19 protein-coding genes are annotated in these 21,706 nt (G+C 60.7%); 7 read left to right on the top strand and 12 right to left on the bottom strand.

Features of this window, described 5'->3' with window-relative positions; translation table 11 throughout:
- Window positions 1-22 precede the first annotated feature (22 nt).
- The gene (locus GOB90_RS09725; protein WP_146887726.1) at window positions 23-1,051 is read left to right on the top strand and encodes an alpha-ketoacid dehydrogenase subunit beta; all 1,029 of its coding nucleotides are present in this window, start codon (window positions 23-25) and stop codon (window positions 1,049-1,051) included.
- A 3-nt stretch (window positions 1,052-1,054) separates the two neighbouring features.
- The gene (locus GOB90_RS09730; protein ID WP_146887724.1) at window positions 1,055-2,179 is read left to right on the top strand and encodes an acetoin dehydrogenase dihydrolipoyllysine-residue acetyltransferase subunit; all 1,125 of its coding nucleotides are present in this window, start codon (window positions 1,055-1,057) and stop codon (window positions 2,177-2,179) included.
- A gap of 53 nt (window positions 2,180-2,232) precedes the next feature.
- Here the strand turns inward: GOB90_RS09730 and GOB90_RS09735 are convergent, their stop codons facing one another.
- A complete protein-coding gene (locus GOB90_RS09735; protein WP_146887722.1) occupies window positions 2,233-2,928 on the bottom strand; it encodes an NADPH-dependent F420 reductase in 696 nt (231 codons plus the stop codon).
- Window positions 2,929-3,127: 199 nt separating this feature from the next.
- Window positions 3,128-4,051, bottom strand: a complete 924-nt coding sequence (gene folD, locus GOB90_RS09740; RefSeq protein WP_146887720.1) for a bifunctional methylenetetrahydrofolate dehydrogenase/methenyltetrahydrofolate cyclohydrolase FolD — start codon at window positions 4,049-4,051, stop codon at window positions 3,128-3,130.
- 62 nt (window positions 4,052-4,113) lie between these two features.
- Between folD and GOB90_RS09745 the strand changes: the two genes are divergently transcribed.
- Window positions 4,114-5,229 (top strand): threonine aldolase family protein, encoded by a 1,116-nt coding sequence (locus GOB90_RS09745; protein WP_146887718.1) that lies wholly within the window; start codon window positions 4,114-4,116, stop codon window positions 5,227-5,229.
- 57 nt (window positions 5,230-5,286) lie between these two features.
- On the opposite strand, the gene GOB90_RS09750 is transcribed toward GOB90_RS09745, so the two are convergent.
- Window positions 5,287-6,216, bottom strand: coding sequence for a nucleoside hydrolase (locus tag GOB90_RS09750; RefSeq protein WP_146887716.1), 930 nt, complete (start codon window positions 6,214-6,216; stop codon window positions 5,287-5,289).
- 143 nt (window positions 6,217-6,359) lie between these two features.
- Between GOB90_RS09750 and GOB90_RS09755 the strand changes: the two genes are divergently transcribed.
- On the top strand, window positions 6,360-7,610 hold the full coding sequence (locus GOB90_RS09755) for a class I SAM-dependent methyltransferase (protein ID WP_146887714.1): 1,251 nt from the start codon (window positions 6,360-6,362) through the stop codon (window positions 7,608-7,610).
- 37 nt (window positions 7,611-7,647) lie between these two features.
- Here the strand turns inward: GOB90_RS09755 and GOB90_RS09760 are convergent, their stop codons facing one another.
- From GOB90_RS09760 to GOB90_RS09770, 3 genes are all read right to left on the bottom strand, one after another.
- Window positions 7,648-8,457 (bottom strand): MBL fold metallo-hydrolase, encoded by an 810-nt coding sequence (locus GOB90_RS09760; protein WP_146887711.1) that lies wholly within the window; start codon window positions 8,455-8,457, stop codon window positions 7,648-7,650.
- A gap of 216 nt (window positions 8,458-8,673) precedes the next feature.
- A complete protein-coding gene (gene lexA / locus GOB90_RS09765; protein WP_146887709.1) occupies window positions 8,674-9,381 on the bottom strand; it encodes a transcriptional repressor LexA in 708 nt (235 codons plus the stop codon).
- A gap of 143 nt (window positions 9,382-9,524) precedes the next feature.
- Window positions 9,525-10,733 (bottom strand): molybdopterin molybdotransferase MoeA, encoded by a 1,209-nt coding sequence (locus tag GOB90_RS09770; protein WP_146887707.1) that lies wholly within the window; start codon window positions 10,731-10,733, stop codon window positions 9,525-9,527.
- Between the two features lie 155 nt (window positions 10,734-10,888).
- Here GOB90_RS09770 and rpmG point away from each other — a divergent pair, with 155 nt between their 5' ends.
- Window positions 10,889-11,056 carry a 50S ribosomal protein L33 gene (gene rpmG / locus GOB90_RS09775; protein ID WP_146887705.1) on the top strand — a complete coding sequence of 56 codons (168 nt, stop codon included), beginning with the start codon at window positions 10,889-10,891 and terminating at the stop codon, window positions 11,054-11,056.
- A 202-nt stretch (window positions 11,057-11,258) separates the two neighbouring features.
- Here the strand turns inward: rpmG and GOB90_RS09780 are convergent, their stop codons facing one another.
- Entirely contained in the window at window positions 11,259-11,588 is a 330-nt protein-coding gene (locus tag GOB90_RS09780) for an FtsB family cell division protein (protein ID WP_146887703.1), read from the bottom strand.
- 194 nt (window positions 11,589-11,782) lie between these two features.
- Window positions 11,783-13,090 (bottom strand): phosphopyruvate hydratase, encoded by a 1,308-nt coding sequence (eno, locus tag GOB90_RS09785; RefSeq protein WP_146887701.1) that lies wholly within the window; start codon window positions 13,088-13,090, stop codon window positions 11,783-11,785.
- A 634-nt stretch (window positions 13,091-13,724) separates the two neighbouring features.
- On the opposite strand from eno, the gene GOB90_RS09790 reads away from it, so the two are divergent.
- Window positions 13,725-14,747 carry an alpha/beta fold hydrolase gene (locus GOB90_RS09790; RefSeq protein ID WP_242011924.1) on the top strand — a complete coding sequence of 341 codons (1,023 nt, stop codon included), beginning with the start codon at window positions 13,725-13,727 and terminating at the stop codon, window positions 14,745-14,747.
- A 54-nt stretch (window positions 14,748-14,801) separates the two neighbouring features.
- A complete protein-coding gene (locus GOB90_RS09795) occupies window positions 14,802-15,779 on the top strand; it encodes a mitochondrial fission ELM1 family protein (RefSeq protein ID WP_306309446.1) in 978 nt (325 codons plus the stop codon).
- Window positions 15,780-15,877: 98 nt separating this feature from the next.
- Here GOB90_RS09795 and GOB90_RS09800 read toward each other — a convergent pair whose 3' ends face one another.
- The 4 genes from GOB90_RS09800 to GOB90_RS09815 all read right to left on the bottom strand — a co-directional run bounded on the left by GOB90_RS09800 (window position 15,878) and on the right by GOB90_RS09815 (window position 21,672).
- Window positions 15,878-16,486, bottom strand: coding sequence for a YceI family protein (locus GOB90_RS09800; protein ID WP_146887699.1), 609 nt, complete (start codon window positions 16,484-16,486; stop codon window positions 15,878-15,880).
- Window positions 16,487-16,524: 38 nt separating this feature from the next.
- Window positions 16,525-17,361, bottom strand: a complete 837-nt coding sequence (locus GOB90_RS09805) for a DODA-type extradiol aromatic ring-opening family dioxygenase (RefSeq protein WP_146887697.1) — start codon at window positions 17,359-17,361, stop codon at window positions 16,525-16,527.
- A gap of 148 nt (window positions 17,362-17,509) precedes the next feature.
- Complete coding sequence (locus GOB90_RS09810; RefSeq protein ID WP_173572026.1) at window positions 17,510-19,717, bottom strand: TonB-dependent receptor; 2,208 nt, start codon at window positions 19,715-19,717, stop codon at window positions 17,510-17,512.
- Between the two features lie 530 nt (window positions 19,718-20,247).
- Window positions 20,248-21,672, bottom strand: a complete 1,425-nt coding sequence (locus tag GOB90_RS09815) for a cytochrome-c peroxidase (protein ID WP_146887693.1) — start codon at window positions 21,670-21,672, stop codon at window positions 20,248-20,250.
- Window positions 21,673-21,706 lie beyond the last annotated feature (34 nt).

The following is a 21,706-nucleotide window of genomic DNA, read 5'->3' on the forward strand; positions in this document are numbered from 1 at the left end:
GGTCCTCAACGGGGAAAAAAGAATGAGCAGGAAAAGTTTCCGTCAGTCGATCAATGAGGCTCTGCGTCAGGAAATGCGCCGTGACCCGCGTGTGATTCTCATGGGAGAAGACGTGGCCGGCGGCCGTGGCGGCACCTCGGGCGTGAAAGACGCATGGGGCGGCGTTCTGGGTGTTACAAAGGGCCTGCTGACCGAGTTCGGCGAAGATCGCGTTCTCGATACACCAATTACCGAAGCATCCTATATCGGCGCGGCGGCAGGCGCGGCGGCGACCGGTCTGCGGCCTGTGGCTGAGCTGATGTTTGTTGATTTTGTCGGCTGCTGTCTTGACCAGATCATGAATCAGGCCGCGAAATTTCGCTATATGTTCGGTGGGAAGGCCCGCACGCCTCTGGTGATCCGGGCGATGTATGGCGCGGGATTCAACGCGGCGGCGCAGCACAGCCAGGCGCTCTATCCGCTGTTCACGCATATTCCGGGCCTCAAGGTCGTGGTGCCGTCCTCGCCTTATGAGGCGAAGGGACTCCTGATCGAGGCGATCCGGGATGATGATCCTGTGATCTTTCTTGAAAACAAGGTCATGTATGACGATGAGGAGGATGTGCCGGACGACCCGTATACCATCCCGTTCGGAGAGGCGAATCTGACGCGCGAGGGCGATGATGTAACGATTGTCGCGTTCGGCCGGATGGTGAAATTCGCGAACGAGGCCGCAGACCGCCTGGCGAAGGATGGAATTTCCTGCACGGTGATCGACCCGCGCACGACATCACCTCTGGATACCGGCACAATTCTCGATTGCGTCGCCGACACCGGGCGCCTGGTGATCGTGGATGAGTCCAGCCCGCGCTGCAATCTGGCGACCGACGTAGCTGCTCTTGTAGCGGAAGAGGCTTTCGATGCGCTGAAGGCGCCGATCCGTCGTGTCTGCCCGCCCCACACACCGGTTCCGTTCGCAACGGTTCTCGAAAATCTTTATGTGCCGAACACGGAGAAAATCGTGGCGGCAGTCCGGTCGGTTGCGTCATACCGGATGAAAGAGGAGGCCTGAACGATGAGCGGCACCATCACCCCGGTCACAATGCCGAAATTCGGTCTGGCGATGACGGAAGGAAAACTGGCGAGCTGGAGTGTCAAACCCGGCGCGACCGTAAAAGCCGGACAGGAAATTGCCGATATCGAAACAAGCAAGATCACAAATGGCTATGAGAGTCCGGCGGAGGGGATTCTGCGGCGACAGGTTGCCAGTGAAGGCGACACACTGCCGGTCGGGGCGCTGCTCGGCGTGCTTGCGCCTGAATCGGTATCCGATGAGGATATCGATGCATTTGTCAAAAAGTTTAACGAGGAGTTCTCCAGTGGCGAGGAGAGTGCCGCCGGGGAATCCGCGCCGCAGCGTAAGACGGTCGCTGTGGGGGACCTGGACCTGTCCGTGCTGGAATCAGGTGCGGATCACGGTGGCGTTCCCGTGCTGCTGATTCACGGGTTTGGCGGAGACCTGACAAACTGGATGCTGAACCAGCCGGCGCTGGCGGAAACGCATCGGGTGATTGCGTTCGATCTGCCGGGACACGGGGAATCGACCAAGGATGTCGGTGATGGAACGCCGGCGGGATTTGCCGCCACGATTGCGAAACTGATTGCGGAACTCGGGACGGATCGGGTTCATGTCGTCGGACATTCGCTGGGTGGCGCGATTGCTCTGGAACTGGCGGGCGCACATGGCGATACGGTGGCGTCTCTGACTCTGATTGATCCGGCCGGCCTCGGGACAGACATCAACATGACGTTTATTAACGGATATATCGAGGCGGATCGCAGAAAGACACTGGAGCCGGTGATTCAGTATCTTGTGCATGACAAGTCACTGGTCACGCGGGCCATGGTGGAGAACATCATTCGCTTCAAGCGTCTGGACGGGGTGGTAAAGGGGCTCAGAACCATCGCCGATGTCAGCTTCCCTGATGGAAAGCAGGGGTTTCCGCTTCGGTCCGTTCTTGAGGCTTACAAAGGCCCGGTCCAGGTTCTCTGGGGCGAGGATGACGAGATTTTATCCGTCTCCGGAGCCGACGGGCTGCCGGCCTCCGTGAAGGTCACACGCTATCCCGCAACGGGCCATATGCCACAGCTTGAAAAGTCGTCCGAAGTCAACAGGGCTGTCTCGTCGTTTATCGGCTGAGAATTGAAAAGGGAGAGGGGGGAAGCTATCTGCCCACCCCCTCTCCTCTTCTGTCAGTGCGGTGTTCCGAAATCACCCGGACTGTGATCCGTTGCAGACCATTGCGGCGTCCGTTTCGGGCTGGCTTCGCTCAAAGCCTTTCGGACCCCGGCCTCATCGAAATCACCACAATAAACCGGCGTGCCGGGCTGCTGACGCCAGGACTCTGCCAGCGGGCCATCATCCACGGCATCGAACCCGATCTCGTTGATGAGCTTCATGACAGTCTGCTTCGCCGTGGCATCGTCACCGGAGACGGGCAATGCGATGCGGCCCGGCGTTCCGGCGGGCTTGCCGTTTTCAAGCAGATGTTTCGCGTAGATATTGTTGAACGCCTTGATGACGGGGCGTCCGAGATGCTGTGACACCCACACACTTTCGGGCGTGCCGCTTTCGATCGCGGCGATGCGCCCGTCGCGTTCCCGGGGATAGTAATTGCCGGTGTCCACGACGACCACGTTCTGTGGCACGGAGGCGAACAGGGTCTTGCCGAGAGCGGGAATGTTCTTTTCCGGAATCGTCACCACGATGAGATCGACGTCTCTGACGGCGTCCTGTGCGGTGACAGCCTGCGCACCGGTTTCTTTTGCCAGAGCGCTCAGGGTTTCCGGGCCGCGCGAATTGGCGATTTTGACCTGATGTCCGGTCGCGGTGAAGCGACGTGTGAGTGTGCCGCCGATCTGTCCGGCGCCGATAATACCGATTTTCATGACGTATATCCCGTCCTGATTCTGATCTCCCGAATATAGGGTCCGGGCAAAAGCGGTTCCAGAGAAAGGAGCCTTTTCGGAGCTTCACTTTCTCTCCCGTTCTCTCCCGCGAAGAGGTACGGCTCGTCCGGTCCCGTTTCATGAACGGACGGGGCGGCGGGGCGGTTTCCTTCCGGAGACTGGCGCCGCGCGCCCGGAGTCAGTCCGGGGCGCCTTCCAGGCTGAGCCGGGCGGCGGTCACGGTATTTTGCAACAGGCAGGCAATGGTCATGGGGCCGACCCCGCCGGGAACGGGCGTGATACGGCCGGCAACGGCAGCGACCTCGTCGAAGGCAACATCGCCCACGAGCTTTGTTTTACCGGCCGAGGCGGGGATACGGGTGATGCCGACATCGATGACGGTGGCGCCGGGTTTGACCCAGTCGCGCCCTACGAGGCCGCTGACGCCGGTGGCGACGACCAGGATATCGGCCATACGGGTAAGGGCCTGCGGATTAACGGTGTCGATATGAGCGACGGAGACGGTGCAGCCCTCGTTCAGCAGCAGCAGTGCCATCGGTTTGCCAACGAGGTTGGAAGCACCCACGACGACCGCGTTGAGGCCGCGCAGATTGCCGAGTTCCGATTTCAGCAGCATCAGGCAGCCGAGCGGGGTGCACGGGACGAGGCCGGGAAGACCGAGGCTCAGGCGCCCGGCATTGACTTCGCCGAGCCCGTCGACGTCCTTTTTCGGGTCGATGGCATTGGTGATGCGGCGGCCATCCATGCCTTTCGGGAGCGGAAGCTGGACGAGGATGCCATGAATTTCAGGATCGGCATTCAGGCGATCGACAAGCTGGAGAAGCTCGGCTTCCTTTGTCGTCTCCGGCAGCATGTGCATGAAGGAGCGCATGCCGACGCGGTGCGTTTCCAGCGCCTTGTTGCGGACATAGACTTCGCTGGCAGGATCGTTTCCGACGAGGACGACGGCGAGGCCGGGCGTGATGCCATGTTTCTCATGAAACGCGACGACATCCCCGGCGATCTGTTTTCTCAGCCCGGCGGCGAAGGCTTTGCCGTCGATCCGGCGTCCTCTTTCCGGGGTGCCGGCGGTCACGGTTTCGGGGGCGGTCTGGTCTGGCATGGGCGGGTTTCTGCTCGGATGCTAGGGTAACGACGTTTGCGACGAAGAGGCAGGAAGGCAACATGAACCAGAACACTGTCGAACAGCCATCCGGTGATACGTCCGCTGCCGGGGAAGAAACTGCGACACACATACGCAGGAACTTCGCCAGCGACAATGTTTCGCCTGTTTGTCCTGAGATTCTCGCGGCTCTGAGCGCGGCCAGCACGGGTGCGGCTGCATCGTATGGCGACGATCCGTGGACGGAGAAGCTGGAGCGCCGGGTTGCGGAGGTTTTCGAGGCTGAGGCGCGGGTATTCCCTGTCTCGACGGGGACGGCCTGCAACAGTCTGGCCCTGTCGGCACTGTGTCCGCCCTGGGGGGCGGTGCTGTGTGACGAGAGCGCGCATATCAACAATGAGGAGTGTGGCGCACCGGAGTTTTTCACGCATGGGGCGAAGCTGCTCGGGCTGCCGTCCGATGACGGTCGGATCAGTTCTGAGATGCTGGGCCGGGCGCTGGAGAAAGCGGCTTCCGGGGGCAGTCATGTCAGCCGGGTTTCGGCGCTGAGCGTCACTCAGGCGACGGAATGGGGCACGGTGTATCGTCCGGAGCATTTGCGGGAAGTGACGGGCATGGCGCGGCGTGCCGGGCTTGGGGTGCATATGGACGGCGCGCGGCTTGTGAACGCACTGGCGTTTCTCGGCTGTTCGCCGGCGGAGGCGACCTGGCGTTCGGGCGTGGACATTCTCTCGCTGGGCGCGACGAAGAGCGGCGCGATGGCGGCGGAGATGCTGGTTGTTTTCGATCCGGCGCGGGCGGAGGAGATGGATCGCCGGCGGAAGCGGGCGGGGCATATCTGGTCGAAACAGCGGTTTCTCAGCGCACAGCTTCTGGCCTGGCTGGAGGACGATCTGTGGCTGCGTAACGGACGTAACGCCACTGACATGGCGGCGCGGCTGGCACGGGGGCTGCTGCGCCAGCCGGGAGCGGTGCTGCCGTTTGAGACGGAAAGCAGCGAAGTGTTTGTCGTGCTGCCCGAACTGCTGCTCGAGGCCCTGGAGGCGGCGGGATTCGGATTTTACCGCTGGACGACACCCCCGGGGATCACCGGGACGCTGATCCGGCTGGTCACAGGGTATGACACGCGGGCCGAGGATGTGGATGCGCTGCTGGCGGTGCTGGCTTCGGTGGAGTGAGGGGACAATCAGCAGCCCCGCACAGGCTGATTGTCCCGGTGCCCGAGCGCCGGTTTCTCAGAACCGGGACAGGCGTTCGGTGATGAGGTCGTAGGCGGCCGCGGCGTCACATTCCCGGAGGAAGAGCGTGTTTCTGGGGAGATTTGTGATGCCCCACCAGTCCACGACGCTCATGCCCATGGTGAGTTCACTGCCGGTTTCGATGCGGACATTGACCTCGCGACCTTTGTAGAGATCCGGCCTGAGGAGCCAGAGCACCGTATTGGGGTCGTGGAGCGGTCCGCCATCGGTACCATATTTGGTGGCTTCAAAGGTTTTCTCGAAACGAAGCCAGTCGGCGACGACTTTGCCAACGCGGTTTCCGATCGCCTCGAAGCGGGCGAGGCGGGCGGCGCTGGTATGGAGCGCATGGGTAACGTCAAGGGGGATCATCGTTATCGGGATGCCGGATTCAAGGACGATCGCGGCGGCGTGCGGATCAGCATAGATGTTGAATTCGGCGGTCGGGGTAATGTTGCCGACTTCCGAGAATGCGCCTGACATTGTCACGATCCGGCCGATGCGGGTACGCAGGGCGGGCTCGCGGGAGATGGCGAGCGCAAGGTTGGTCATCGGACCAATGGCGCAGAGCGTGATGGCGCCGGGCACATGGTCCATCACGGTGCGGATGATGAAATCGACCGCGTGTTCCGGCGCGGCTTTCTGCGCGGGATCGGGGAGATCGACGCCCTCGAAGCCGGTACGGCCGTGGACGTGGGTGGCGTCGATGGGCGCGCGCAGAAGGGGACGATCGGCGCCGGCATGGACGGGAACGGTGGTGACACCGACCAGATCCATCGTTTTCAGTGCGTTGATGGTGGCCTGACGGACGCTGACATTACCTGCGACGGTGGTAACGCCGAGGAGTTCGATCTCCGGGCTGATAAGAGCCAGGAGGATGGTAAGGGCGTCGTCCTGGCCGGGGTCGGTGTCGATGATGATCTTCATGGTCCGGGCTCCTGTCTTTGGAGTGGGATTAGAACGGATGCGAAAGGGTGTCATCCCGCCGGAGGATCGCCTGGGCCGGAAGCGCCCTTCCCTCCCCCGTCCGGCTCGCTTATTTCAGGGCCTGATAAAGGAAGGGAGCTGCGATGACCGGGGAACAGGACAGGCGGGATGAGGCGCTGGTGTCTCAGTATGAGGCTTATCCTTACCCGGAGCGCGACCCCCGGGACGAGACGAAACGGCTGCTGATCGGCAGCCCGAGTCATCTGCGGGAAATCGATTACTGGGTTTTCGGGGCAAAGCGGTCGCGGAGTCTGCCGCTGCGGGTTCTGATCGCGGGCTGCGGGACCGGGGATGCGGCGATCATGCTCGGCACGCATATGGCGCGGGCGGGGCGCGAGGGCGAGATTGTGGCGCTGGACCGGTCGGAAAAAGCGCTGTCGATCGCGCGGGCGCGGGCCGGGATGCGAGGGCTGGAGAATATCCGGTTCGTGCAGGGGTCTCTGACAAACATCGAGGCGGATCCCGGGCTGTTCGATTACATCGATTGCTGCGGCGTTCTGCATCATCTGCCGGACCCGGACGCGGCGCTGGCGGGGCTGGAACGGATTCTGGCGCCGGGGGGCGGCATGGGACTGATGGTTTATGCGCCTTACGGGCGGACCGGAGTTTACATGTTGCAGGACGCCCTGGCGCGACTGGCTCCGATGTCCGAATCCCCTCGCGACCGGCTGGACGTGGCGCGGCGGGTGATGCGCCATCTCCCGGCGACGGCGTGGCTGCGGGCGAACGGCAATTTTGGTGATCATCTGAGCGGCGGCGATGCCGGGCTTTATGATCTGCTGCTGAACCCCCGGGACCGGGCTTATGACGTTCCGGCATTGTTCGGGCTGCTGGACCGGGCGGGACTTGAGACGACGTGTCTGATGGAGCCCGCACGGTACGATCCGGCCCTGCTGCTCCCCGATCCGCGATTGCGGACGCGGATTGAGGAGCTGGACTATCGGTCGCGGGCCGCGCTGGCGGAGGAACTGGCAGGCAACATGGCGACGCATGTGGTTTATGTGGTGCGTCGCGGGGAAGCGCCGGAACGGGCCGATCCGATGGCGGCCGATGCCGTGCCGGTGATGCGGGAGATTCCGGGTTCGGAACTGGTGAAGCAGATGACACCGGATAACCGGCTGCGCTTTGCATTCGGGACGCTGGAAGTTCTGCTGCCGTTGCCGGGCCAGACGCGCGGGTTGCTGCCGCTGATTGACGGTGTGCGGACGGTGCGGGAACTGGGCGAGGCGATGGAGAGCCGGAGCGTGGCGGCAAAGCGGTTTCCCGCATTGTGGCAGGAAATATTTGCGACACTGGAAGGGGTGAACCGGGTGTTGCTGGCGTCGCCCGCGTGAGCTTCGCGGCGCTGCCCCAATACGCGAAACGGCTCTGTCAGTCCCTGCGCCAGCCTTCCGTGGTGTGGACCGCCTCCCCTTGCGCCTCCAGGTATTCGAGCATGGAACCGAGCATTTCCGCCGCGGCGCGGGACAGGTTCCGCGGGAGATTTCTGTAGAGCCCGGCGAGGAGCTGAGGTTCCGGTTGCGGCGTGGATGTCAGCGCGTCCCGGGTGCGGGCGATCCTGTTGAGGCGGGATTTCAGCAGGCTGGCGATAAAGGGCGCCGGCTCGGTAACGGGCGGACCGTGGGCGCTGAAGAGCGTGGCATAGTTGCGGGTCTGGTTGTCTTTCAGGCTGGCGAGATAGGCGCTCATACTGCCGTTCGGAGCGCGGAGAATGACGGAGGTGGACCAGCCCATGATGTGGTCGCCGGACAGCAGTCGCCCGTCCCCGATATCGATACAGACATGATCCATTGTGTGCCCCGGCGTTCTGACGGGACTGAGCCCCGGGAGTGTCAGGGCATCGGGGTTCTGACCATGGGTGCCGCCATAAATCGGGGCATCGGCGAGGCGGGCGAGAGCTTGCGCGCCGGCCTCGTGATCATGGTGGCTGTGAGTGACGAGGATGGTGTGGATTTTCCCGCCGCAGGCGTCGAGCACGGCCTGCTGGTGGTCCGGATCTTCCGGGCCGGGATCGACCACGACCCATCCGGGGCTGGTCTCGATCAGCCAGGTATTGGTGCCGTGATACGTCATCGGGCCGGGGTTTCGGGCGACAACGCGGATAAGGCCAGGCGCTTCGGCGAGGGGCCGGCCATATTCGGGGACGGCTTCCTGATAACGGGACAGGGGCTGGACTGACATTCCGCGTTTATTCCGGCCAGTTCTGGTTCTGGTCACGATACAGGGCACCGGCTCATGCGCCTCGTCAATGTGTCGTGTTCGGGCTCTGCCCGGACCCGGCAGGGACCACTGGCCCCCGCACCCCGGCTTGTTGATAACTAAAAGGTTTCCAAAGGTCCCGGCCTTTGGTGGGTTTCAGGGCAGAGTCCTGAAAAAAACCGCTTTAAGAGACCAGTTTCAGTGGTAACGGCGCAAAAGGCCAACGAGCTGGCCCTGAATGCGGAGACGTTCGGCGGGAACGATGCGCGTCTCGTAAGCAGGGTTGGCGGCTTCCAGGGCAATCGTATTGCCCCGTTTACGCAGACGTTTGAGCGTGACCTCGTTGTCATCGAGAAGAGCGACAACGATCTTTCCGCTGTCGGCTGTTTCTGTGCGACGGATGATGACAGTGTCGCCGTCGAGAATTCCGGCTTCGATCATGGAATCGCCGGAGACTTCCAGAGCATAATGTTCACCGGTGCCGAGCATGGCAACGGGGACTTCGACCTGAGAACCGCTGTCTCTGAGCGCTTCGATCGGAAGGCCGGCGGCGATTTTTCCATAAAGCGGGAGATTGACGGAACTGGCGGCATCACCGGTCCGGACGCCGGGAAGGCGCTGCGAGAAATCACCTTTGATGACGTTGAGCGAACGGGGCAGACGCGCGGGCGCATTTGCCAGGGACTCGCCACTGTCCGGGAGGCGGAGGATTTCGAGCGCGCGCGCCCTGTTGTGGCGTCGCTGGAGAAAGCCGCGCTCTTCAAGGCCGGAAATCAGGCGGTGGATGCCGGATTTGGACTTGAGACCCAGGCCTTCCTTCATCTCGTCGAAGGAAGGCGAGAAGCCTGTCTGACGAAGGTGGGAGTCGATGAACAGCAACAACTCATGTTGTTTGCGTGTGAGCATTCACCGGTCCCTTTGTTCTGTTTTTTGAGAATTAATCGAAGGGATTTTGTTCTACATTGGTTCTCATTTCAGGTCAATATGAATTACAGCTCTTCGCCGGCAGTCCGGGCTCTGAAAACCGGCAGGAAACGACGGCGACCGGCTCAGTCGTCCCGATGACCGAAACGAATAATGTCGCATATCTCTCCGGCTTTAGCGGCAGGCGCATGGGCGTCACGCAGGATAAGGGCATCGCCGGTGGCGAGCGGACTTATCATGCCGGAATCCTGCTTTGGAAACGGGGTGGCCAGCAGAATGCCGTTTTCGTCGCGTGTCAGGGCGGCGCGCAGATGGTCGAATCGGAGATCGTTGGCAGGAAGATCGCAGGCGAGACGGGCTTTTTCGCGGCCATTGTCGCCGGACGGGGTTTCCCCGCTCATCCCGCGGAGGGCTGGCAGGACGAAAACGATGCCGCAGACGAAAGCGGCGACGGGATTGCCCGGCAGGCCGATGACCGGGGTATCGCCGAGATGGCCGAACATCAAAGGTTTACCCGGACGCATGGCGATTTTCCAGAAATCGGTGACAAGCCCGGCTTCACCGAGGGCGGCTTTGACAAGGTCGTAATCGCCGACGCTGGCGCCCCCGATGGTCAGCAGCATGTCAGTAGTGGCGAGACCTGTGGCCGCCTGACGAATGTCACCTGCCGTGTCCTTTGCGACGGGGAGGATAACGGGATCGGCCCCGGCCTCTTTCAGAAGAGCGCCGAGCATGAAAGCGGCGGAGCCGATGATGGAGCCGGGAGGAACACTGTCTCCGGGCAGGCAAATTTCGTCGCCGGTGCTGAGAATGGCCACGCGGGGACGCCGGCGGACAGTGATCCACGGGCAGTTTGCAGCGGCAGCCAGACCGATATCGCGGGCGGAAAGGCGCTTTCCGGCGGGGATGACGGGCTGCCCGCAGGTAAAATCCTGCCCACGGGCACGGATGAAGCGGCCGGACGTAACAGGCTGAGTAACGGTGAGACGGTCCCCGTCGCGGGTCGTGTTTTCCTGGATCAGAACAGCGTCCGCACCATCCGGGATCACGCTGCCGGTGAAGATCCGCACGCAGCTTCCGGCTGTGACAGTCTCTGCGGAGGGATGGCCGGCAGGCGCTTCTCCCGTGATGCGGAGTTCGGCGCCGGCAGTCGTGTCGGCGGCGCGGACGGCGTAACCGTCCATGGCGGAGACATCGGCGGGCGGGTTGGAGAGACGCGCGAGCACGGGTGCGGCGGTGATTCGACCGGCGGCTTCCATCAGGGAAACGGTCTCCGTGCCCGACAGAGGGAGGCCGGAGACGATTCGGGTAAGGGCTTCGGAGGGGTCGATCATGGCAACTTTCGACTTTTTTCGTGTTCCGGAGGGCTCCGGGGCGCATGAAAGCTTGACCTGACGGGTCCGGATGCGCAATTTGCGCCAAACCTGAACAGGGTCGCGATCGGGCTGCATATCCGGACCGGCGGCCTGGCTACCACCCCGAGGATCTTATGGCCAAGAGCAATGTCATCCAGATCCGGCTCGTCTCGACGGCAGACACCGGATATTTCTATGTCACGAAGAAGAATGCCCGCGCCCAGACCGGCAAGATGGAACTGAAGAAGTACGACCCGGTTGCACGCAAGCACGTCGTCTTCCGCGAGGCGAAAATCAAATAAGCTTCCCTTCCGGGACGTTTATCCGAAAAGCGCTGTTCCGGCCGGGGACAGCGCTTTTTCTTTGTCTGCAATGCCGGGAAGCATCCTGGTGAAGCTTCGGATTCAGACTCTGCCCGGGGCCTCGCGGTTTATGAAAAAGCTGAGTCGCGCGGAAATCCGCCGCCTCTGGCACGAACGATTCGGGAAAGGCCCCTGAACCCGATCAGTAAAGCTGGTCGTGCTTGTCGTAGGGAACGACAATATCGTTCGGGTTAGCGAGGTTGAGCATGGCGCGGGCGCGCTCATCAAGCATGTCGCCGTTCAGGGCGCCTTCGCTGAGGCCGGAAACGCGACGACGCCATGCCGTTTGTTCGGCGACGGCGTTTTTCTGCGACTCGCGGGCATCGTCAAGAAGCTGAAGCTGCTGATGATAGGCGTGCAGTCCGTGAGCGCCCTGGGTGGCCTGCCATCCAAAATAACCGGTAAGACCGAGAAACAGAGCCGGAGGGATGACCGCGTTCATCACGCGACGAAACAGGCGACCAAGCTGCATGCGACTGTACACCTCCGGAATAATCCCTCAGAACGGGATCATGCGTATGGACCCCGATTCTGGCAGGACTGGGGCACCGCAAAGCATTGCCTGTCCCGGAAATGAGTCACAAGCTTATGCCCGGACAAAGATAAACAGAAAAAGCCACATCATCCGTTTTTCGGGACGTGTGGCTTTCTGGCAACAGACAGACCTTACCGGCCCGTAAAAGACCCGTTAGCGAGCCTGTTTTTAAGGATTGTCCGCCCGGCATAGGCACCGGCCGTGGCCAGTTCCTGTTCGATCCGGATGAGCTGGTTGTATTTCGCCGTCCGGTCGGAGCGGCACAGCGAGCCGGTTTTGATCTGGCCGCTGTTGGTGGCGACGGCCAGGTCGGCGATCGTCGTATCCTCGGTCTCACCGGAGCGATGACTGACGATGCAGGTGTAGCCGGCGCGGTGCGCCATTTCCATGGCGGCGAGGGTCTCGGTGAGAGTGCCGATCTGGTTCACCTTGACAAGGAGGGAGTTGGCAATGCCGTCCTCGATGCCGCGACGCAGACGCTCCGGATTGGTCACGAACAGATCATCGCCGACAAGCTGCGTAGTCTTGCCCAGGGCGGCGGTGAGGAGAGCCCATCCCTCCCAGTCGTCCTCGGACATGGCATCTTCGATCGACGCGATCGGATAGCGTTTTGTCAGATCTTCAAGGTAGGCGACCATGCCGCCGGCATCGAGGGTCTTCCCCTCCCCGGCCAGAATGTATTTGCCGTCTTTGTAGTATTCCGTCGCGGCGCAATCGAGCGCGAAGGTGACATCCTCGCCGGGCCGGTAGCCGGCGGCCTCAACGGCGCGGGTGATGTAGGACAGAGCTTCGTCGGCGGACCCGATATTCGGCGCAAACCCGCCTTCATCACCGACATTGGTGCTGAGGCCGGCCTCTGAGAGAGCTTTTTTCAGCTTCTGGAAGATTTCCGAGCCCCAGCGAACGGCATCCGACAGCGTCGGCGCGCCGACGGGCTGAATCATGAATTCCTGGATGTCGATGGGATTGTCGGCGTGCTCTCCGCCATTGACGATGTTCATCATCGGCACAGGCAGCGTATGGGCGAACGGACCGCCGATATAACGGTAGAGCGGGAGATGCAGCTCGGCGGCGGACGCTTTGGCAATGGCCAGCGAAACGCCGAGGATGGCGTTGGCGCCGAGGCGGCCTTTGTTCGGAGTGCCGTCGAGGTCGATCATCGCGTTGTCGATGTCGATCTGGTCCTGCGATTCCGCCCCCTGCAGGGTCGGGAAAATTTCTGTTTCGACGTTTTCGCAGGCCCTCAGCGCGCCTTTGCCGCCGAAACGGGATTTGTCGCCGTCACGGAGCTCGACGGCCTCATGGGCGCCGGTCGATGCGCCGGAAGGGACGGCGGCGCGGCCTTTCGCGCCGGATGCGAGTTCGACATCGACTTCAACCGTGGGGTTGCCACGGCTGTCGAGAATTTCCCGTGCGATGATATCGACGATGGCGCTCATAGGTCTGCCTCTGCGGGTTGCGTTCTTATTACGGCATGCTGATCCGGCGCGCGGCCGGGTCGCTGGTTGCCAGACAGGAGTTTCATGGCGGGGTTGTCAACTGACAAATGCGGTTCAGGGGAGAAGCGCGCGGGACATAATGTGGTTCCATCCGGCGCTGCCGGCCCCCTCACGCGGCGACGGACTCCGTGGGGCATGCAGGGCTCCTCTTCCGGAACCCTGACGGAATGCCGGGGACGCAGGGCACATGCCGGGAACCTTGAAATCTTTATGACTGCAGCCAGGCGCATCAGTTCATGGAAAACCTTGAAAAACGTGTGGCGTCACCCGGTGAACCGCGGGTAAGCCGTTTTAACCCGCCTGAGATCGCTAAGCTCCTGAAAGAAGCCGGTTTCAGCGATGTCACGGACTTCGACCGGCGCCGTATATTCTCTTATTTCGGGTGGCCACACAAAAGCACTGAGGCACAGGCCAGTGCTCATGTTGTTCACGCTCAGGCGGCGCAATGTACTGATTCCGGCAATCCGTAACACCTGCCGGTGACAGTCGCTGCGGACTATTGTTTCTTCGCCCGGTCGCCGCATGGCATGGATTTCCCGGATGACCGGTCAAAGCGCAAAACAGGGGACAGGGCATGAAAGAACGCGGATATTGCTGGCGGATCATGATCGCGGCGGTCACTGGAATGCTGGTGGCCGCGTGCATCACTGGCGCCCGGGCCGAATCCGGCCCGGTGTACGGTCCGCGACTGGCGGGGTTTTCATATCCGTGGCCGGTGCGGGAGTTCGGGTTTACGTCTCAGCGACAGGTGCTGCGGATGGCTTATCTGGATGTGCGACCAAAGCAAGCGAACGGGCAGGTTGCGGTGCTTCTGCACGGGAAGAATTTCTGCGCCGCGACGTGGGAAAGCACCATCCGGGTGCTGGCGGCACGGGGATATCGTGTGATTGCGCCGGATCAGATCGGGTTCTGCAAATCCGATACGCCGGAAAATTACCAGTTCTCTTTTGAACAGCTCGCTCTGAACACGCGCGATCTGCTCGACAGCCTGGGGATCGGAAAGGCCGTCATGATCGGACATTCAACGGGCGGCATGCTGGCGGCACGTTATGCGCTGATGTTCCCTGAGCGCGTCACCCGGCTCGTGCTGGTCGATCCGCTGGGACTGGAGGACTGGCGAGCGAAGGGCGTGCCTTACCGGAGTGTCGATCAGTGGTTTGCCGGTGAGCGAGGCAGGACAGCGGAGACAATCCGGGCTTATGAAACGAAGTATTATTATGCCGGCACGTGGAAGCCTGCTTACGAACGATGGGTGCAGATGCTGGCCGGGCAATATCGCGGAACGGGGAGCGAGGCGCTGGCATGGAATTCGGCACGGCTTTACGACATGATTTATACCCAGCCGGTTATTTACGAATTCTCGTCTCTTCGGGTACCAACGGTTCTGATCATTGGCGACAAAGATATGACAGCCGTCGGAGCAGACGGGGCATCACCGGAGGTGCGTGCCAGGCTGGGGCATTATCCGGTGCTGGCAAAAGCGGCGGTGGCGGCGATACCCGGAGCGAAACTGATCGAATTTCCGACCCTGGGTCACGCACCGCAGATTCAGGATCCTTCGGCTTTCCATAGTGCGTTGCTGGAGAGCCTGCGGTAAGAGATCCGGCTGAGACTGTCAGATGAGGATGCCGGACGTGCCAGGTGAGCGGGCGTGAGTGAAAGTGGTGCCCGGAGGTATGACCGGGTTTCGGTCATTGCGGAAGATATGGCGGGGATGCGGTCGCAGGCCTTCGGGCTGGCGGGGTATCTTTCGCTTCCGGCACGATTCTGCCCGGTGCGCGCCGGCGGACTGTCGGAACGGATGCCGTTCCCGTTCCGGCCCGATCCTCTGCGGACTGTGGCAGGCGTGAACGGGTCGGAAGAGCATGATCTGTTTCTGACCGTCGCCGGAAAAGGCGGTCGGGCGGGGCGCGCGCTGCACCGCCGGGAACAGACAGTGGTCCAGATTCAGAACCCCCGGGTCAACCCGGCGTATTTTGATCTCGTAATTGCGAATGATCATGATGAGATCGACGGGCCAAACGTCCTTCTGAGCCGGACGGCGCTGCACGGCATGACGCCCGCGCGGCTGCGGGCGGCACGGGCCGCATGGGCGGAACAACTCCGGGTGCCGGGGCGACCATTGCTGGCGGCACTGGTGGGGGGAGCCAACGGGCGTTTCCGGTTCGGACGGACGGAAGCAGAGGATCTTGCACGACATCTCATTCAGGCGGCGCTCCGGCTGGATGCGAAACTGTTTGTGACAACCTCGCGGCGAACAGGCGAAGATGCGACTTCGATACTGCGGGATGCCGTAACGGCCGTCGGGGGACGGATCTGGACCGGCGGAACGGACAATCCTTATGCCGGGCTGATTGCGTGTTCCGATTTTCTTGTGGTCACGACAGACAGTGTTTCAATGATCTCGGAGGCCGTAGCGGGCCGCGCGCCTGTTTATGTATACCGGCTGCCGGGAAAGTCGCGGCGGATCGGGCTGTTCCTGAAAACGCTGGAAGCAGCCGGGCGAATCAGGATGTTTGAAGGCGAGCCGGAAGCATGGCCGGTGATGCCGCTGGATGACACGCCGCTCATGGCGCGGGAAGTGTGCCGGCGACTGGGGATAATGAACTATTTGCGGGAAGACGGGTGAAGCGTCTCCCCCGCCCCGGCTGTCCGGAACATCTGACAGCCGGGATTAAAGGGGACGCGACTCCTCACTGAATTCAAAACCCTGAACTCCGGGATGCGTCAGCTCTGTTTCTCGAAGGCCCCTGCAATGGTCAGGGTGACGTCGTCACCAACCATGGGAACGTATTTCGAGATGCCGAATTCACTGCGCCTGATCGTCGCGGTTGCCTGGAAGCCGAGTGTATAGGCCTTATCCATCGGATTGATCCCGGAACCGATGAAGTGTGCATGCAGGATCACAGGTTTTGTAACGCCATGCAGTGTGAGATTACCCTCAACGTCGGCATCGCCGGACTCTGCGGAGACTACGTTCGTGGAAACGAACGTAGCGGTCGGATATTTCGACACATCGAACCAGTCGGGGGCTCTGAGTTCGCCGGTCAGCATATCGCTTGTTGTGGAAACACTGTTTACAGGGAAGGTGATAGTCAGTCTCGATGCTGCGATATGGGCAGGGTCGAATTTCAGGGTGCCGGTCGCGCCGGAAAACAAGCCGGAATAGTTCGTGAAACCGAGATGCAGGACCGAGAAGATGACCTGGGTGTGGCCGGTTTCGACTTTGTAGCTGCCGCCCTGCACATCCTGCGGAAGCGGCGCGGCCTGTGCGCCCGAAACCAGAACGGTCAAGGCGAAGGCTGCGAAAGCGGTATTTCGGATCGGTGTTTTCATAAGAAAGACTTTCAGTGCGGGTAAGTACGGTGGGGCTGTCATCCGAAGCGGAAACCGGACAGGACCTTACCCATAACGGCTTCGCTGTAGTCGCGTTGCCCCGCGTCGTTTCCGGCGGCCCCGGCAGCGAACATCAGGGGAAGCAGATGCTCCTCGCGCGGGTGGCAGGCGCGGGCTCCGGGCGCATTTTCCCAGTCCCGCAAAGCCTGATTTCGTTCGCTGGCAGGCGCCTCGACCGCCGCCGTCAGCCAGGCGTCGAACGCGCGGGACTGAGCGTCTGAGACGGTGTTCCGGCCCATGAAGTGCCGCAGATTATGGTATGTCATGCCCGTTGCCACAATCAGGATATTTTTATTCCGGAGCGGCTCAAGAGCGGCGCCGGCGCGCAATTCGGCGGCAGGGTTCAGATCCTGCTGCAGAGACAGTTCAACAACGGGAATAGCGGCTTTGTCGAACGCCAGCATGAAGGGGATGAAGACGCCGTGATCCAGGCCCCGCTCCGGGTCCAGGGCGCAGGGAATGTCAGCGGCTGTCAGCAGGGCACGAACTTCGGTGGCCAGAGCGGGAGAGCCCGGAACGGGATATGTCAGGCGGTAGGTATGCTCCGGAAAGCCGTAATAATCGTAGATCAGGGCAGGATTTTCACCGGATGTGACAGCCGGGATGACGGTCTCCCAATGACCGGACATGACGAGTATGGCGTCCGGACACGCCGGCAGAGTGGCGGCGATTCCGCGCAGATAAGCGGCCATACCCTCCCAGGTGCCTGACTGGTCCATAAAGAAACAGGGGCCGCCACCATGTGGAAGGAACAGGACGGGCAGCCTTATACTCTTCTTTCCGGCCGGATTTCCCGTAACTGGCGGCTGCTCCATGAGAGGCCCTTCGTGGTTTCACTGCGCATCACACTGGCATGATGCCGGGCAGACGATAATCCCGTAACGAGGAAAATCATAGAACATGCGTCTCTTTGCGAAATGCCGGGCAATCCCCTGAGAATTGCCCGGTCGCTCACCCCTGGCCTTAAAAACGCTGAGAGATACCGGTGAGAATGGTCCGTCGCAGCCCGTATTGCGGAGCACCGACACCGATACCGCTGCCGTCGCGCAGTTCGTAGCGTTTGTCGAACAGATTGGTGACGTCGAGACGCAACTGTGTGCGTTTGAGAAACGACACATGGAGCAGATCGTTGAAACTCTGCACCAGGGCGAGGTTAAATGTTGCGTATTGCGGAACGGAGGCGCCGTTCGGGGTGGCACCGTCCATGCGCAGGCCGCTGCCATACACCATGGTGGCAGACAGGCGCAGCGGGTGTCCGGTTTTATAAAAAGCGGTATAACTGCCGCCTGCCGATGCGGTCCAGCGCTGGTCATGATCGAGATGAATCCAGTGCTGTTTGATATAAGCCAGATCCTCGGGATCGAAATTCCACTGAGCAGTGGTGATGTCCTTACCGATGGCGCGGGACCAGGCGAAGTTTCCATAGACGCTGAACGGACCACGGGAATAATCGGTGGCGAATTCGTAGCCGTTGACCTGGCCGCGCCGATAGTTGAAGGCGGAGAGAATGATGGGAGACCCGAACTGGCCTTCGTCGATCATGTTCTTTGCAAGTTTGACATATCCGTCGACGGAGGCGTGCCAGCCGGGCAGAATCTCCTGCGCGAACCCGGCATCGAAGTAATGATCGCGTTCAGCTTTGACCGTGCTGTCTTTGAGCGTCTCCGGAGCACCGGATGTGCCGGCGAATTTGCTGAGCTGTGTTCCGGCAACCAGTTCGAACGGCGGCGGCGTAAAATAGCGGGAATAACCGATATGAAAAGCACCACCATGCCATGGTTCATAGACAACATTCAGTCTGGGACTGACCAGTTTCGAATGGGTGTACTCATCGACACCATCGAACCGCAGTCCGTAATTGACTGTCAGGCCCCTGACCGGTCGCCATTCGTCCTGGGCGTAGAGGCCGTACACCCAGCCGGTACGACCGTTGCCGTCATGGATGCTGGCGGTCTGGCCATCGTAAACCGCGTTCCCGCTGGCATACGTTCCGGTCTGCAGATAGACGGTTGAATCCGTTTTTGAAACCGTTCGTTCGACATACGTCTGATATCCGAAGCGAACCGTGTGATGGGTATCAACATGCCACGCGACATCGCTCTGCGAACCGGATGAAAAAACGGAACGCTGAGCGCGCTGGGCAATACCGTTATAGACGAGGTCGCCGAGCGGGGCAGGCGAATAACCGAGCGAGCTGTACCGAACGATGGCGGAACTTTGCAGGCTGAATTTACCCATTTCTTTCTGTAGCGACAGGATTCCGAAATCCGTTATTTCTTTCTGACGTTCGTTCAGGCTGGCACTGTTCACGCTGCCATACACCTGCTGTGACAGGGCGCTGTCCAGAAAGGACGGATTGGCGAACTGCCTTTGCTGGCCCGGGTTGTTCGGAAGCTGATATTCGGCGTTCGAAACACCGGCTGTCAGGCTGATGCGGGTATTTTCATCGGCTGTGTAGCGAAGGTGGCCCAGAAAATGATATTGATTGCTCAGATCATGTAAGGCATTGAATTTGGACGTCGGGTTTTCGACACCGACCCGGTCATGCACGAAATCAGCCGTGGCGAAATAATCCCATTTTCCGGCATGTCCTCCATACTGCGCGGAGGGGAAAAAGTAATCGCGGGCACCGCCATAGACGGAGACCTCCCAGCCAGGATCGGCACTGCCGTTCTTTGTATTGATATCAATAACAGCCGCCTGAAGGAATCCGTATTCACCGGGCAGAGCCCCGGTTGTCATCGACATGGAATGAGCGAAACGCGTCATCAGCGTCTGACCGAAAACACTCATGCCTTCCGGGAGCATGACACCGTCGAGACGGAACTGGACTTCGTTGTGATCGCCGCGCACATGGATCTGACCGTAGCTGTCCTGCGCGACCCCGGGAGCCTGGAGCAGAACAGAATTCAGAGGCGCATTGTCTCCGCCGGGAATTTTCTCGATATCGCTGCGCGAAAACTGATAGACGGTGGCGCCGGTTGAAGGCTGTAGAGCCGCACGCTGACGATCGAGATGCGCGTTGACGACGATATGCTCCTCGTTTGACGGAGAATCTTCGATCCCGGCCTGACCGCTCTGGAACGAAGACCGGGCGGCTGTTGTCGCGGCATCTTTTTTCTTTGTGCCGGCCAGCTTTTTTTTGTCGGCTGATACGGTGCCGGCTTCCATACCTGTATCGGGCTCAGCGGTCTGGGTCGTGGCGCGGGCCGGCGCGGCGGAGATCAGTGCAGAGCTGCCGAAAAGAAGAGGCAGAAGCCACAAAGGACGAAACGAAGACATAGAGAGCGGTTCCGATGGTGGGTGGCCCGACCCTTTTATATTGTTATGTTATAACATAACAGGTATTTTTTGTCCGAAAGCGAAACAGTGCGGGCGGACAGTTGCCTGACCCGCGCAATACCGATTCCGCATGATGAACGGACCGGATGCCTCGTGACGCATCGTCCTGCATATCCTGCGGACGCGGCAGATCTTACTGCCCGCAGTCCGACCCGTTCATCATGCGGAATTTTCCGTCACCGGCGGACAGAGACAAAAACCGGGTGGCACGTCTGTTTATGGCAGACGTGCACACCGACTGTTTACGAAATCCCGAGACCCGGCAGGCACCCCTTGGGGAACCAGGATTACCCGCCCGGAATGAATGAAAAACCGGACCGGCAGAACCGGACCGGCAGAACCGGACCGGCGCAGGTAATTTACTCGGCAGACGCGTCGAGTTTATCGATCGGCGTGCCTTTGTATTTTCCGGTCAGAGTTTTCAGAAACGCCGTAATATCGTTCACGTCCTGATCGGAGATATTCGCATCCGGCGTCTGATATTTTGCCATGTCGCGCACGGCCTGCTCCAGAGTTTTCACGCTGCCGTCATGAAACCAGGGGCCGGTCAGAGCGACATTGCGGAGCGTCGGGATCAGGAAGCGGGAACGATCCAGCGGGTCATGCGTGATGACTTCGCGGCCGTCATCGGCATCAGTGAACCTGCCGCCACGTGCAGCGAAATAGTTACCTTCCAGCCCCATGACCTCCATACCGCCACCGCCCATATCCGCGCCGTTATGGCAGCCGGAGCAGCCAATGGCCTTGAAGCGATCGTAGCCACGTCTTTCCTGATCGTTCAGCGCTGTCTTATCGCCTTTGAGATAAAGATCGAAACGACTGTCCGGCGTAATCAGGGTTTTTTCATATTCGGCAATCGCGTCGGTAATCGTGTTCTGGCCGACGGGCTGACCGGGATATACTTTTTCGAATGCGGCTGTGTATTCGGGGTCCGACGTCAGCTTCGCCGCAACGTCGTTCCAGTCATGCGCGCCCATTTCGACCGGGTTCATGACAGGACCGGCAGCCTGATCGGCAAGCGTTTTCGCGCGACCGTTCCAGAACTGCACAATGTTATAGACAGAATTGTAAACAGTCGGGACGTTGATCGGTCCTTTCTGACCGTGAATCCCGGTGGCGGTTGTCAGATTGTCCACGCCGCCCTTGTCCAGGCCATGACAGCTGGCGCAGTTCAGTGTGCCGTCTCCGGACAGTTTTTTATCAAAAAACAGTTTCTGACCGAGGGCGACCTTATCGGCATCGACCGGCCAGCTTTCAGGAATGGGCTGCACCGGCTCGGCCGCGAACCCGGGCGCAACGTCCTTTGCGGCGTAATGTTTGCGGCGCTCGTCATCAACCCAGTTCAGCACGGTCTGACGCTGGGTTTCGGACAGATGCGCGTGCCAGTGCATCAGCAGATAGAGGCCGGGTGGCATCCGGTTCTGGCGGATGACTTCCTCAATGCGGGACAGTTCTTCTTCAGTCGGCGCTTCGCCTTTCTGGAAGGCGGCGATGACCGGCTCCAGACGGAAATGGCGCAGACCCTGATCGAGATCGTGCTGCATGAGCTGCGAGGCAACCGGCAGATGGAAGTAGAACGGAAGATCGGCACCTTTGGTGTGACAATAATCACAGCGGGCCTCGTGGATCACCTCGAATGCGGCTTTCGCGGCCGCATTGTTCTGTGTGGGAGATTCAGCGGCAAGTTTCGGACCCCCCGCATGATCGAAATGCGTCAGATACGCGACGGTGCCTCCGTACGCGACCAGCCCCGCACCCACGACGCCCAGAATAATACCCTTCACGCTCACTCTCCGAAAACAGATGTCAGATTTGTAA

The organism is Acetobacter oeni (assembly GCF_011516825.1).
Classification (GTDB): Bacteria; Pseudomonadota; Alphaproteobacteria; order Acetobacterales; family Acetobacteraceae; genus Acetobacter; species Acetobacter oeni.

Bases quoted from the DNA above. Each gene is read 5' to 3' on its own strand.
- GOB90_RS09725 (WP_146887726.1), top strand. From the start codon at position 23: ATGAGCAGGAAAAGTTTCCGTCAGTCGATCAATGAGGCTCTGCGTCAG.
- GOB90_RS09730 (WP_146887724.1), top strand. From the start codon at position 1,055: ATGAGCGGCACCATCACCCCGGTCACAATGCCGAAATTCGGTCTGGCG.
- GOB90_RS09735 (WP_146887722.1), bottom strand. From the start codon at position 2,928: ATGAAAATCGGTATTATCGGCGCCGGACAGATCGGCGGCACACTCACA.
- folD (WP_146887720.1), bottom strand. From the start codon at position 4,051: ATGCCAGACCAGACCGCCCCCGAAACCGTGACCGCCGGCACCCCGGAA.
- GOB90_RS09745 (WP_146887718.1), top strand. From the start codon at position 4,114: ATGAACCAGAACACTGTCGAACAGCCATCCGGTGATACGTCCGCTGCC.
- GOB90_RS09750 (WP_146887716.1), bottom strand. From the start codon at position 6,216: ATGAAGATCATCATCGACACCGACCCCGGCCAGGACGACGCCCTTACC.
- GOB90_RS09755 (WP_146887714.1), top strand. From the start codon at position 6,360: ATGACCGGGGAACAGGACAGGCGGGATGAGGCGCTGGTGTCTCAGTAT.
- GOB90_RS09760 (WP_146887711.1), bottom strand. From the start codon at position 8,457: ATGTCAGTCCAGCCCCTGTCCCGTTATCAGGAAGCCGTCCCCGAATAT.
- lexA (WP_146887709.1), bottom strand. From the start codon at position 9,381: ATGCTCACACGCAAACAACATGAGTTGTTGCTGTTCATCGACTCCCAC.
- GOB90_RS09770 (WP_146887707.1), bottom strand. From the start codon at position 10,733: ATGATCGACCCCTCCGAAGCCCTTACCCGAATCGTCTCCGGCCTCCCT.
- rpmG (WP_146887705.1), top strand. From the start codon at position 10,889: ATGGCCAAGAGCAATGTCATCCAGATCCGGCTCGTCTCGACGGCAGAC.
- GOB90_RS09780 (WP_146887703.1), bottom strand. From the start codon at position 11,588: ATGCAGCTTGGTCGCCTGTTTCGTCGCGTGATGAACGCGGTCATCCCT.
- eno (WP_146887701.1), bottom strand. From the start codon at position 13,090: ATGAGCGCCATCGTCGATATCATCGCACGGGAAATTCTCGACAGCCGT.
- GOB90_RS09790 (WP_242011924.1), top strand. From the start codon at position 13,725: ATGAAAGAACGCGGATATTGCTGGCGGATCATGATCGCGGCGGTCACT.
- GOB90_RS09800 (WP_146887699.1), bottom strand. From the start codon at position 16,486: ATGAAAACACCGATCCGAAATACCGCTTTCGCAGCCTTCGCCTTGACC.
- GOB90_RS09805 (WP_146887697.1), bottom strand. From the start codon at position 17,361: ATGGAGCAGCCGCCAGTTACGGGAAATCCGGCCGGAAAGAAGAGTATA.
- GOB90_RS09810 (WP_173572026.1), bottom strand. From the start codon at position 19,717: ATGGAAGCCGGCACCGTATCAGCCGACAAAAAAAAGCTGGCCGGCACA.